The organism is Streptomyces sp. DSM 106670 (genome assembly GCF_055792845.1).
Genome location: NZ_CM147704.1, coordinates 1,250,614 through 1,263,043, shown reverse-complemented (window position 1 = coordinate 1,263,043; position 12,430 = coordinate 1,250,614). Strand labels below are relative to the sequence as shown.

Here is a 12,430-nt window from a genome sequence, read left to right as displayed (position 1 = left end):
GGTCGTGATCAGTCGCGGTCGGCGAGCAGCTTCTCGACGCCCTCGCGGACGTCGTCCGTCGCCAGACCCCGGATCGTCAGCGTGGTCCGGCGGCGCAGCACGTCGTCCGCCGTCTCGGCCCACTCGTGGTCGCGGGCGTAGGCGACCTGGGCCCAGATCTCCGGGGCGTCCGGGTGGACGCGCTCGGCCAGCTCCGGGTGCTCGTTCGCCAGCCGGGCGATGTCGAAGGCGAGCGAACCGTAGTGCGTGGCCAGGTGCCGTGCGGTGTCCGGCGCCATGCGCGGGCCGGGGGCCGGGCCGTCGATCAGCAGCCGGTGCGCGACCGCGTTCGGGTTGGCGATACCGGGCAGCGGCAGCTTCCGCGGCAGCCGGTTCATCGGCTCCATGTCCTCGGCCAGCGGGTGCCCGGGCAGGGCGGCCAGCTTGTTCATCACCGTACGGCCGATGTGGCGGAAGGTCGTCCACTTGCCGCCCGCGACCGACAGCATCCCGCCACGGCCCTCGGTGACGACCGTCTCGCGCTTGGCCTTGGAGGTGTCACCCGGACCGCCGGGCAGTACGCGCAGACCGGCGAAGGAGTACGTGATCAGATCACGCGACAGCTGCTGGTCCTTGATCGAGAACGCCGCCTCGTCGAGGATCTGCGCGGTGTCGGCCTCGGTCACCGAGACGTCCGCCGGATCGCCCTCGTACTCCTCGTCCGTCGTGCCGAGGAGCAGCATGTCCTCCCACGGCAGCGCGAACGTGATGCGGTACTTGTCGATCGGGGTGGCCAGCGCCGCCCGCCACGGCCGGGTCCGCTTGAGGACCAGGTGGGCGCCCTTGGAGAGACGGATGGAGGGGGCCGCGTTCGGGTCCTCCATCTTGCGCAGGTGGTCGACCCAGGGGCCGGTGGCGTTCAGCACGAGCCGGGCGGTGACGCCGAACTCGGTGCCGTCCGTGCTGTCCTTGAGGTCGGCGCCGGTGACCCGGCCCCGGGTGAAGCGCAGTCCGGTGACGGCCGCGTGGTTGAGGACGACCGCGCCCGCGTCGACGGCCGCGCGGACCGTCATCAGCGCCATCCGGGCGTCGTTCATCTGGTCGTCGCCGTAGACCGCGACGGCCTTCAGATTGTCGGTGCGCAGCTCGGGGACGTCGCGCTGGGCCTTGGCCGGGGAGATGACATGACCGACGCCGTCGCCGAACGCGGAGAGCGCGGAGTAGGCGAAGACGCCCGCGCCGAGCTTGGCCGCGCCGTGCGGGCCGCCCTTGTAGACGGGCAGGTAGAAGGTGAGCGGGTTGGCCAGGTGCGGGGCCACCTCGCGGGAGACCGCGCGGCGCTCGAAGTGGTTCTCCGCGACCAGCTTGACCGCGCCGGTCTGGAGGTAGCGCAGGCCGCCGTGGAGGAGCTTGGAGGAGGCGGAGGAGGTGGCGCCGGCGAAGTCGCCGGCGTCCACCAGAGCCACCCGCAGCCCGGACTGCGCGGCATGCCAGGCGGTGGAGATGCCCAGGATGCCGCCGCCGATGACCAGGAGGTCGTACGTGGCCCGGGACAGCTGGTCCCGGGTCTCGGCGCGGCTCGGCAGCGAGCCGGAGGCCGGGTGCGTTCCGAGGGCGGGAACGCTCTGCAGGGTGGTCATGGTGATGCTCCTCGTCAGCTTTCTTCGTCCTCGATCCAGCCCATGGTCCGTTCGACGGCCTTGAGCCAGCTCTTGTACTCGCGGGCACGGGTGTCCGCGTCCATGCGGGGGGTCCACTCGGCGGCCCGGCGCCAGTTGGCGCGCAGCGCGTCGGTGTCCGGCCAGAAGCCGACGGCGAGACCGGCGGCGTAGGCGGCGCCGAGGCAGGTGGTCTCGGCGACCATGGGGCGCACCACGGGCGCGTCCAGGAAGTCGGCGAGCGTCTGCATCAGCAGGTTGTTGGACGTCATGCCGCCGTCGACCTTGAGCGCGGTCAGCTCGACGCCGGAGTCCTTCGTCATGGCGTCGCTGATCTCGCGGGTCTGCCAGGCGGTGGCCTCCAGGACGGCACGGGCGATGTGCGCCTTGGTGACGTAACGGGTGAGGCCGGCGATGATGCCCCGGGCGTCGGGACGCCAGTAGGGGGCGAACAGACCGGAGAAGGCGGGCACGAAGTACGCGCCGCCGTTGTCCTCGACCGAGGAGGCCAGCGTCTCGATCTCGGCGGCCGACTTGATCAGGCCCATCTGGTCGCGCATCCACTGCACCAGCGAACCGGTGACCGCGATGGAACCCTCCAGCGCGTACACCGGGGGCTTGTCGCCGATCTGGTAGCCGACGGTGGTGAGCAGCCCGTTGTACGAGTTCACCGGGGTGCCACCGGTGTTCATCAGCATGAAGGTGCCAGTGCCGTACGTGGACTTGGCCTCGCCCTCGGCGAAACAGGTCTGGCCGAACAGCGCGGCCTGCTGGTCGCCGAGCGCGGAGGCGACGGGCACGCCGTCGAGGATGCCGCCCTTGGCGTGGCCGTACACCTCGGCGGAGGAGCGGATCTCGGGGAGGACCGCGGCCGGGATGCCGATGGAGGCGAGGATCTTCTCGTCCCAGGCCATCGTGTGCAGGTTCATCAGGAGGGTGCGCGAGGCGTTGGTGACGTCGGTGACGTGGACGCCGCCGTCGGTGCCGCCGGTGAGGTTCCAGATGACCCAGGAGTCCATGGTGCCGAAGAGGATGTCGCCTGCCTCGGCGCGCTCGCGCAGCCCCTCGACGTTGTCCAGCAGCCAGCGGACCTTGGGCCCGGCGAAGTACGAGGCGAGCGGCAGCCCGGTCTCGCGGCGGAACCGGTCCTGGCCCACGTTGCGGCCGAGCTCCTTGCAGAGCGCGTCGGTGCGGGTGTCCTGCCAGACGAGGGCGTTGTGCACCGGCTCACCGGTGTTCTTGTCCCAGAGCAGGGTGGTCTCGCGCTGGTTGGTGATGCCGATCGCCTTGACGTCGGCGGAGGTGATGCCGGCCTTGACGATGGCCCCGGCGACGACCTCCTGGACGTTCTCCCAGATCTCGGTCGCGTCGTGCTCGACCCAGCCCGGCTTCGGGAAGATCTGCTCGTGCTCCTTCTGGTCGACGGAGACGATCCGGCCGTCCTTGTCGAAGACGATGCAACGGCTGGAGGTGGTGCCCTGGTCGATGGCCGCGATGAACGGCCCGGTGCCGTGGGTGCTGGTGGTGTGTGCGTCGGTCACGGTGTGCTCCCGGAAGTCTGTGAGGTGGTGGAGGGGCGGCTAGGCGAAGGCGAGGTTGTAGAGCCCGCCGGCGAGTGCGCCGCCGACGAGCGGACCCACGATGGGTACCCACGCGTAGCCCCAGTCCGAACCACCCTTGTTGGGCAGCGGCAGCAGGGAGTGCACGATGCGCGGACCGAGGTCGCGGACCGGGTTGATGGCGTAGCCGGTCGGGCCGCCGAGCGAGAGGCCGATGCCGACGACGACCAGGGCGGTGATCAGCGCGCCGAGCACGCCGATGCCGTTGCCCCCGTCGTTGAGGCCCTGGGTCAGGATCGCCAGGACCAGCACGGCCGTCGCGATGATCTCGGTGATGACGTTCTGGACGCCGTTGCGGATCTCCGGACCGGTGGAGAAGATCCCGAGCACCGGGCCGGCCTTCGGGGCGGCGGTCTGGTCGACCATGCCCTCGTCGGTGGACTTGGTCCCGACGATCTCCGGGTCGGTCAGGTGGGCGTGGAACTGCCCGTAGTACACCGCCCAGACCAGCACGGCGCCGATCATCGCGCCGAGCAGCTGCGAGGCGAGGTAGAGGGGGACGTCGCCCCACTCGGTGCCGCCCTCGATGGCCAGGCCGATCGTGACCGCGGGGTTGAGGTGGGCGCCCGATACGCCGCCGGCGAGATATGCGCCGGTCAGCACGGCGAAGCCCCACCCGAAGGTGATGGCGAGCCAGCCCGCGTTCCGGGCCTTCGAGCTCTTCAGCGTGACGGCGGCACAGACACCGCCGCCGAGCAGGATGAGTACGGCGGTACCTATGGTCTCGCCGATGAAAATGTCGGAGCTGGACACCCGCGACTCCTTTGTCCTTCGTCCAGGGGAGAGCGGATCACCGGTCCCGCCGGTGTTCCGCGCCCCAGATGGGTATCCACGAAGCGTGGGCAGCCCACCTGTAAGGGCTTGACCGGCCCTTGGCACTGTCACACCCTAACGCGTATTGCCGTTAGGCGTTCGACAATGCCGACCGTTGAACGGCAGTGTTTCCCCCGAGTGAAGGAAGCGTCAAGGGTACTGTGGTCCACGACTCGGTGCGCGACGGGATCGTTACCGGCCGGTGTCGGGCGTGGGTGTGCCGGGCCTGGGCGTGGGTGTGTCGCCCCCTGTCGGCGTGCGGGCCGTGCGGTCGGGCGGAAGAGCGGTACGGCCGGTCAGAAGCGGCCGGCGCCCAGGTCCCGGGAGACCGCGCGGGCGCAGTCGCGTACGGCCGCGATCAGCTCGGGGCGCAGCGTGCCGCCCGGGGCCACCCGCTCCACCGCCCCGGTCACGGCGACCGCCCCGACCGGCATCCTGCGCCGGTCGTGCACGGGTGCGGCCACGGCGGCCACACCCTCCCAGGTCTCCTCCGCGTCGGCGGCCCAGCCCTGCGCCCGGATCAGGTCGAGCATCGCCTCGAACTCGTCGGCCGCGGTGACGGTGCGCCCGGTGAAGGAGCGGCGCTCCGCCTCCATGACCTCGCTGTGGGCCACCGGGTCGTACGCGGACAGCACCTTGCCCAGCGCCGTGGAGTGCAGCGGCTGCATGGCTCCGACCTCCAGCACCTGGCGGCTGTCGTCGGGCCGGAAGACGTGGTGGACGATCAGCACGCCGTGCTGGTGCAGCACCCCGAGGTGGACGCTCTCGCCGCTGGAGCGGGCCAGGTCGTCCGTCCAGACCAGGGCGCGCGCCCGCAGCTCGTGGACGTCCAGATAGCTGTTGCCGAGGCGCAGCAGCTCCGCGCCCAGCTGGTAGCGCCCGGACGCCGCGTCCTGCTCGACGAAGCCCTCCAGCTGCAGGGTGCGCAGAATGCCGTGCGCGGTGCCCTTGGCCAGCCCCAGCGAGGAGGCGATGTCGGAGAGCCCGAGCCGGCGCTCGCCGCCCGCCAGCAGACGCAGCATCGCGGCCGCCCGCTCCAGCGACTGGATGTTCTTGGCCATCGCGCCGTACTCCTCCACCTCGGTTCGACAATGCTGAACACTATCGGTCGATGCCGACCTGCGCCGGACTCCGGGGGAAAGTGTCCGCCACCGGGACGCACCCGCCGCACCCCGCACAGCATGCAGTCCGCCTCATGGACGTACTGACAGCGCCGGCCGACGTCGGGCTACGCTGGCGAGGTGCGCCTTCCCCAAGAAGGACGCAAAGCCGACAGCCGTCGCATCCCTGGGAGATCATCCATGGCCTCGTTGCCGACACCCGCCGCCGACAGCCGGACCCGCGCAGAAGCACTCCGAGAGGCACTCGCCACGCGTGTGGTGGTGGCCGACGGGGCGATGGGCACCATGCTCCAGGCTCAGGACCCCACGCTGGAGGACTTCGAGAATCTCGAAGGCTGCAACGAGATCCTCAACATCACCCGGCCCGACATCGTGCGCTCCGTCCACGAGGAGTACTTCGCGGTCGGTGTCGACTGCGTGGAGACCAACACGTTCGGCGCGAACCACTCCGCCGCCAACGAGTACGAGATCGCCGACCGGATCTACGAGCTCTCCGAGTCCGGCGCCCGGATCGCCCGCGAGGTCGCCGACGAGTTCGGTGCCAAGGACGGCCGCCAGCGCTGGGTCCTCGGCTCGATCGGCCCCGGCACCAAGCTGCCCTCGCTCGGTCACATCACCTACGACGTGCTGCGTGACGGTTACCAGAAGAACGCCGAGGGCCTCCTCGCGGGCGGCTCGGACGCGCTGATCGTCGAGACCACCCAGGACCTCCTGCAGACGAAGTCGAGCATCATCGGCGCGCGCCGGGCGATGGACGCGCTGGGCCTCCAGGTGCCGCTGATCTGCTCCCTCGCCTTCGAGACGACCGGCGTCATGCTCCTCGGCTCCGAGATCGGCGCGGCCCTGACCGCCCTGGAGCCGCTGGGCATCGACCTGATCGGCCTGAACTGCTCCACCGGCCCGGACGAGATGAGCGAGCACCTGCGCTATCTCGCCCGCCACTCCCGTACGCCGTTGATGTGCATGCCCAACGCCGGCCTGCCGGTCCTGACGAAGGACGGTGCGCACTTCCCGCTCGGCCCCGACGGACTCGCCGACTCCCAGGAGCACTTCGTCCGGGACTACGGCCTGTCCCTCATCGGCGGCTGCTGCGGTACGACTCCGGCACACCTGAAGGCCGTCGTCGACCGCGCCCGCGAGCTGACGCCCACCGAGCGCGACCCGCGCCCCGAGCCCGGCGCCGCCTCCCTCTACCAGCACATCCCCTTCCGTCAGGACACCGCCTACCTCGCGATCGGGGAGCGGACCAACGCCAACGGCTCCAAGAAGTTCCGCGAGGCGATGCTGGAGGCCCGCTGGGACGACTGTGTGGAGATGGCCCGCGATCAGATCCGTGAGGGCGCGCACATGCTCGACCTCTGCGTCGACTATGTGGGCCGTGACGGCGTTGCCGACATGAGTGAGCTGGCCGGCCGCTTCGCGACCGCCTCCACCCTCCCGATCGTGCTGGACTCCACCGAACTGCCCGTGCTGCGGGCGGGGTTGGAGAAGCTGGGTGGGCGGGCGGTGCTGAACTCGGTGAACTACGAGGACGGTGACGGTCCGGAGTCGAGGTTCGCGCAGGTCAGCGCCCTGGCTTCTGAGCATGGTGCGGCGTTGATCGCGTTGACGATCGATGAGGAGGGCCAGGCCCGCACGGTCGAGCACAAGGTCGCCATCGCGGAGCGGCTGATCGAGGACCTGACCACGAACTGGGGCATCCGCGAGTCCGACATCCTCATCGACACGTTGACGTTCACGATCTGCACCGGCCAGGAAGAGTCCCGGGGTGACGGCATCGCCACCATTGGGGCGATCCGTGAGCTGAAGCAGCGCCACCCCGACGTCCAGACCACACTGGGCCTCTCCAACATTTCCTTCGGCCTGAACCCGGCCGCCCGCGTCGTGCTGAACTCCGTCTTCCTCGACGAGTGCGTGAAGGCGGGGCTGGATTCCGCGATCGTGCATGCCTCGAAGATCCTGCCGATCGCCCGGCTGGAGGAGGAGCAGGTCAAGGTCGCCCTCGACCTGATCTACGACCGCCGTGCCGAGGGGTATGACCCCTTGCAGAGGCTGATGGAGTTGTTCGAGGGCGTCAACATGAAGTCGATGAAGGCGGGCAAGGCCGAGGAGCTGATGGCCCTCCCGCTGAACGAACGCCTCCAGCGCCGCATCATCGACGGCGAGAAGAACGGCCTGGAGGCCGACCTCGACGAGGCACTCCAGACCACCCCCGCCCTCGACATCGTCAACAACACCCTCCTGGAGGGGATGAAGGTGGTCGGGGAGCTGTTCGGCTCCGGTCAGATGCAGCTGCCGTTCGTTCTCCAGTCCGCCGAGGTCATGAAGAGTGCGGTGGCTCATCTGGAGCCGCACATGGAGAAGTCCGACGACGAGGGCAAGGGCACGATCGTGCTGGCCACCGTCCGTGGTGACGTCCATGACATCGGCAAGAACCTCGTCGACATCATTCTCTCCAACAACGGCTACAACGTCGTCAACCTCGGGATCAAGCAGCCCGTCTCCGCGATCCTCGAAGCGGCCGAGGAACACCGGGCCGATGTCATCGGCATGTCGGGTCTCCTGGTGAAGTCGACCGTGATCATGAAGGAGAACCTCCAGGAGCTCAACCAGCGCAAGATGGCCGCCGACTTCCCCGTCATCCTCGGCGGCGCCGCCCTCACCCGCGCCTACGTCGAACAGGACCTCCACGAGATCTACGAGGGCGAAGTCCGCTACGCCCGCGACGCGTTCGAGGGCCTGCGGCTGATGGACGCGCTGATCGGCGTCAAGCGTGGCGTTCCGGGCGCGGCCCTTCCCGAACTCAAGCAACGCCGCGTGCCGAAGAAGGATGTGACGGCGGTGCTGGAGGTCGAGGAGCCCGAGGGTTCGGTGCGCTCGGACGTCTCCATCACCAACCCCATTCCCGAGCCGCCCTTCCGGGGCACCCGCGTCATCAAGGGCATTCCGCTCAAGGAGTACGCGTCCTGGCTGGACGAGGGCGCGTTGTTCAAGGGGCAGTGGGGTCTGAAGCAGGCGCGGTCCGGTGACGGGCCGACGTACGAGGAGCTGGTGGAGACCGAGGGCCGCCCGCATCTGCGCGGCTGGCTCGACCACCTCCAGTCCAACAACCTCCTGGAGGCGGCCGTCGTCTACGGCTACTTCCCCTGCGTGTCCAAGGGCGACGACCTGGTCCTCCTGCACGAGGACGGTTCCGAGCGCACGCGTTTCACGTTCCCGCGTCAGCGGCGTGGGCGCCGGCTCTGCCTCGCGGACTTCTTCCGTCCGGAGGAGTCGGGCGAGACCGATGTCATCGGTCTGCAGATCGTCACTGTCGGCTCGCGGATCGGCGAGGCCACCGCCGAGCTGTTCGCCGCCAACTCCTACCGCGACTACCTGGAACTGCACGGCCTGTCCGTCCAGCTCGCCGAGGCCCTGGCCGAGTACTGGCACGCCCGGGTCCGCAGCGAGCTGGGCTTCGGCGGCGAGGACCCGGCGGACGTCGAGGACATGTTCGCGCTGAAGTACCGCGGCGCACGGTTCTCGCTCGGTTACGGGGCGTGCCCGAACCTGGAGGACCGGGCCAAGATCGCCGACCTCCTCCAGCCGGAACGCATCGGCGTCCACCTCTCCGAGGAGTTCCAGCTCCACCCGGAACAGTCCACCGACGCCATCGTCATCCACCACCCCGAAGCGAAGTACTTCAACGCCCGGTAGGGCGGACTTCGCCCCGTGGTCACGCGCCTTTCGCGCACCGCGACGGGACACGTCGTACACTGGTCGGTCCAGTGCAGGCCGGTCGCCCTCCCACTTTCGGGAATGGCGGCCGGCCTTCTCGTCCCTTACGGAAGGTGTGCCGGATGACCAGTACGGTCCCCGCGTCCTTGACCCGCACGGCCGAAGGCGCCGCCCTGCAGGCGGTCCTTCTCGACATGGACGGAACCCTGGTCGATACCGAGGGCTTCTGGTGGGACGTCGAGAAAGAGGTCTTCGCCGGCCTCGGGCACCGGCTGGACGAGTCCTGGCGGGACGTGGTCGTCGGCGGTCCGATGACCCGCAGCGCCGGCTACCTCATCGACGTCACCGGCGCCGACATCCGGCTGGACGAGCTGACGGTGCTGCTCAACGACGGATTCGAGAGCCGTATCGCGCGCGGGGTGCCCCTGATGCCCGGGGCCGAGCGGCTGCTCGCCGAACTGGGCGCCTACGAGGTGCCCACCGCGCTCGTCTCGGCCTCGCACCGCCGGATCATCGACCGGGTACTGGAATCGGTGGGCCGTCACCACTTCGCGCTCACGGTCGCCGGGGACGAGGTCGCCCGGACCAAGCCCCACCCCGAGCCGTATCTCACCGCCGCCGCGGGCTTCGGCGCCGACCCCTGGCGCTGCGCCGTCATCGAGGACACCGCGACCGGCGTGGCCGCCGCCGAGGCCGCAGGATGCCGGGTCGTCGCCGTACCGTCCGTCGCCCCCATCGCGCCCGCGGCCGGACGCGTGGTCGTCGGCTCCCTCGAAGAGGTCGACCTGGCCTTCCTCCGCAAGCTCATCACCGGAGCGGGCGGAACGGGCTGACGTACACCGATCGCCCATGCGAACCCGGCGTCCGTTTGTGAACGAACAGCGGATTTTCTGCTTCCGCCCGTGTGCGTTCCGGCAACGTTCCATGGATGAGGATCAGCCACGAGGCGCATATGTGAAGAGGGTGGACGCGTGACCTTCCTCACCCGGAAGCCTCCCGGGGCCCGCCGGGATCGGGTGAGCTGTCCGTAATCGTGTTTGTATGTCGCCCGCTGCGGCCGCCGGGCGAGCGTGAGCCGTCCTCCACGCGGTCGGAGCGGCCACCGGCGGCTACTAACTTTGATTCCTCACCTGCCGGGATGAGGGAGAACGTCCAGATGAACCGCAAGACCCTGGTGCTGCCGGCCGTTGTCGGCCTGCTCGCCCCCGTGCTCGCCGCCTGCGGCAGCGCGGACAGCGGCGCCGGTGGCAACGGAGCCATCGTCGTCGGCACCACGGACCAGCTCGTGGCCTCCAAGGAGAACCCCGCGCCGCTCGACCCGGCCATCGGCTACGAAGCGGGCGTCTGGAACGTCCTGCGGCAGACCGTGCAGACCCTGACCGCGGTGCCCAACGGCGGCGGCGAGCCGGTGCCCGAGGCCGCCCGCAGCTGCACCTTCACCGACACCGCGAACGAGAGCTACCGCTGCACCCTGCGGGCGGGCCTCACCTTCGCCGACGGGACGCCCGTCACCGCCGAGGACGTGAAGCACTCCATCCAGCGCGTCATCGACATCGACTCGGACAGCGGGCCGGTCGGCCTGCTCGCCAACATCGACATGATCGAGACCAAGGGCGACGACCAGGTGATCTTCCACCTGAACACGCCCGACGCGACCTTCCCGTACAAGCTCGCCACCCCCGCCGCCGGCATCGTCCCGAAGGCGCAGTACCCGGCGAAGGAGGCGCGCACCGGCTTCCAGGTCGACGGCTCCGGCCCGTACACCATGAAGCCGCAGGTCGAGGACGGCCGGGTCGTCAAGATCGCCTTCACCAAGAACCCCTCGTACAAGGGCGAGCTGAAGGTGCTCAACGACAAGGTCGAGATGGACCTCTTCCCCGACGCCGAGGCCATGGGCAAGGCGCTCGACGAGAAGAAGATCCACATGATGACCCGGGCGATGTCGCCCGAGCAGGCCCACGACATGCTCGTGGAGCCGAAGAAGGGCGTCGAGCTCACCGAGATGCCCGGCCTGGCCATCAGCTACCTCGGGTTCAACACCAAAGACCCCGTGGTCAACAAGTCCGTCCGGCAGGCCATGGCGCAGATCATCGACCGGGGCGAGATCGCGGGCAAGGTGTACGGCACCACCGCCGAACCGCTCTACTCGCTGATCCCCTCCAGCATCGCCGGGCACACCAACGCCTTCTTCAACAAGTACGGCGAGCCCAGCACCGCCAAGGCCGCGACGATCCTCCGCGACGCCGGGATCAAGACGCCGGTGAAGTTCACCCTGCACTACACCAACGACCACTACGGCTCGGCCACCGCCGAGGAGTTCAAGGCGCTCCAGAAGCAGCTGAACAGCTCCGGCCTCTTCGACGTCTCCGTCAAGGGCAAGGAGTGGTCGAAGTACCGCCCCGAGCAGAAGCGCGGCGACTACGCGGCCTACGGCATGGGCTGGTTCCCCGACTTCCCGGACCCGGACAACTACACCGCGCCCTTCCTGGACGCGAACAACTTCCTCAACTCGCCCTACCGCTCGCGCGAGGCGCAGAAGGTCCTCATCCCGCAGTCCCGCCGCGAGGCCGACCGCACCGCCGCCGCCATCACCTACGAGAAGCTCCAGGACATCGTCGCCACCGATGTGCCGGTCCTTCCGATCTGGCAGGGCAAGCAGTACGTCGCCTCCCGTGACGGCATCGCCGGGGTGGAGCGCTCCGTCAGCGCCACCTCCGAACTCCAGCTCTGGGAGCTCAACCGGCCCAGCGTCTGAGACCCGGCCGGAAAGCCGTCCGGCCCGCCCTCCTGGAAACAGGACGGACGGGCCGGACGGCTTCGTCGTACGGGAACTTCGTCGTGGGGGCCGCTACTGCGCGCCGGGGCGCACCAGCCCGCTCTCGTACGCGTACACCGCGGCCTGCACCCGGTCGCGCAGGCCCAGCTTCGTGAGCACATGGCCCACATGCGTCTTGACCGTCGTCTCGCTGACGAACAGATCCGCCGCGATCTCCGCGTTGGACAGCCCCCGCGCCACCAGCTTCAACACCTCGACCTCACGGTCCGTCAGCGTGTGCAGGGCGTCCGGCACCGGGTCCTCACCGGACGGCAGATGGTCCGCGTACTTGTCGAGCAGCCGGCGCGTGATGCTCGGCGCGAGCATCGCCTCGCCCGCCGCCACCACCCGGATCGCCTGCACCAGCTCGGCCGCCGGAGCGTCCTTCAGCAGGAAGCCGCTCGCCCCCGCACGCAGCGCCTCCACCACGTACTCGTCGAGATCGAAGGTGGTCAGCACCAGCACCTTCGCCGGGCCGTCCTTTCCGGGGCCGGTGATCTGACGGGTCGCCTCCACCCCGTCCATCCGCGGCATCCGGATGTCCATCAGCACCACATCGGGCTGCAGCGCCCGCACCTGATCGATGGCCTGCAGACCGTCACCGGCCTCACCGACCACCGCCAGATCGCCTTCGGCCTCCAGAATCATCCGGAAACCGGTGCGCAGCAGAGGCTGGTCATCGACCAGAAGGACGCGGATCGCCACAGG

8 protein-coding genes are annotated in these 12,430 nt (G+C 69.4%); 3 read left to right on the top strand and 5 right to left on the bottom strand.

Going from position 1 to position 12,430, the window contains the following annotated elements:
- Positions 1 to 8: 8 nt before the first annotated feature.
- The 4 genes from ACSMXR_RS05425 to ACSMXR_RS05410 all read right to left on the bottom strand — a co-directional run bounded on the left by ACSMXR_RS05425 (position 9) and on the right by ACSMXR_RS05410 (position 5,130).
- A complete protein-coding gene (locus ACSMXR_RS05425; RefSeq protein WP_137232183.1) occupies positions 9 to 1,619 on the bottom strand; it encodes a glycerol-3-phosphate dehydrogenase/oxidase in 1,611 nt (536 codons plus the stop codon).
- A 14-nt stretch (positions 1,620 to 1,633) separates the two neighbouring features.
- Positions 1,634 to 3,178: a glycerol kinase GlpK gene (gene glpK, locus ACSMXR_RS05420; RefSeq protein WP_473171331.1), complete on the bottom strand. Its 1,545-nt coding sequence runs from the start codon at positions 3,176 to 3,178 to the stop codon at positions 1,634 to 1,636.
- A gap of 39 nt (positions 3,179 to 3,217) precedes the next feature.
- Entirely contained in the window at positions 3,218 to 4,009 is a 792-nt protein-coding gene (locus ACSMXR_RS05415) for an MIP/aquaporin family protein (RefSeq protein WP_137232185.1), read from the bottom strand.
- A gap of 356 nt (positions 4,010 to 4,365) precedes the next feature.
- Positions 4,366 to 5,130, bottom strand: coding sequence for an IclR family transcriptional regulator (locus tag ACSMXR_RS05410; protein WP_030085562.1), 765 nt, complete (start codon positions 5,128 to 5,130; stop codon positions 4,366 to 4,368).
- Positions 5,131 to 5,370: 240 nt separating this feature from the next.
- Here ACSMXR_RS05410 and metH point away from each other — a divergent pair, with 240 nt between their 5' ends.
- The 3 genes from metH to ACSMXR_RS05395 all read left to right on the top strand — a co-directional run bounded on the left by metH (position 5,371) and on the right by ACSMXR_RS05395 (position 11,662).
- Positions 5,371 to 8,886, top strand: coding sequence for a methionine synthase (metH, locus tag ACSMXR_RS05405; RefSeq protein WP_473171330.1), 3,516 nt, complete (start codon positions 5,371 to 5,373; stop codon positions 8,884 to 8,886).
- A 143-nt stretch (positions 8,887 to 9,029) separates the two neighbouring features.
- Entirely contained in the window at positions 9,030 to 9,740 is a 711-nt protein-coding gene (locus tag ACSMXR_RS05400; RefSeq protein WP_086778025.1) for an HAD family hydrolase, read from the top strand.
- Between the two features lie 323 nt (positions 9,741 to 10,063).
- Positions 10,064 to 11,662 carry an ABC transporter substrate-binding protein gene (locus ACSMXR_RS05395; RefSeq protein ID WP_381796871.1) on the top strand — a complete coding sequence of 533 codons (1,599 nt, stop codon included), beginning with the start codon at positions 10,064 to 10,066 and terminating at the stop codon, positions 11,660 to 11,662.
- A 93-nt stretch (positions 11,663 to 11,755) separates the two neighbouring features.
- On the opposite strand, the gene ACSMXR_RS05390 is transcribed toward ACSMXR_RS05395, so the two are convergent.
- Positions 11,756 to 12,427: a response regulator gene (locus ACSMXR_RS05390; protein ID WP_003970158.1), complete on the bottom strand. Its 672-nt coding sequence runs from the start codon at positions 12,425 to 12,427 to the stop codon at positions 11,756 to 11,758.
- Positions 12,428 to 12,430 lie beyond the last annotated feature (3 nt).

Excerpts from the sequence above, each read along its gene's own strand:
- ACSMXR_RS05410 (WP_030085562.1), bottom strand. The coding sequence starts at position 5,130 with ATGGCCAAGAACATCCAGTCGCTGGAGCGGGCGGCCGCGATGCTGCGT.
- ACSMXR_RS05400 (WP_086778025.1), top strand. The coding sequence starts at position 9,030 with ATGACCAGTACGGTCCCCGCGTCCTTGACCCGCACGGCCGAAGGCGCC.
- ACSMXR_RS05395 (WP_381796871.1), top strand. The coding sequence starts at position 10,064 with ATGAACCGCAAGACCCTGGTGCTGCCGGCCGTTGTCGGCCTGCTCGCC.
- ACSMXR_RS05425 (WP_137232183.1), bottom strand. The coding sequence starts at position 1,619 with ATGACCACCCTGCAGAGCGTTCCCGCCCTCGGAACGCACCCGGCCTCC.
- metH (WP_473171330.1), top strand. The coding sequence starts at position 5,371 with ATGGCCTCGTTGCCGACACCCGCCGCCGACAGCCGGACCCGCGCAGAA.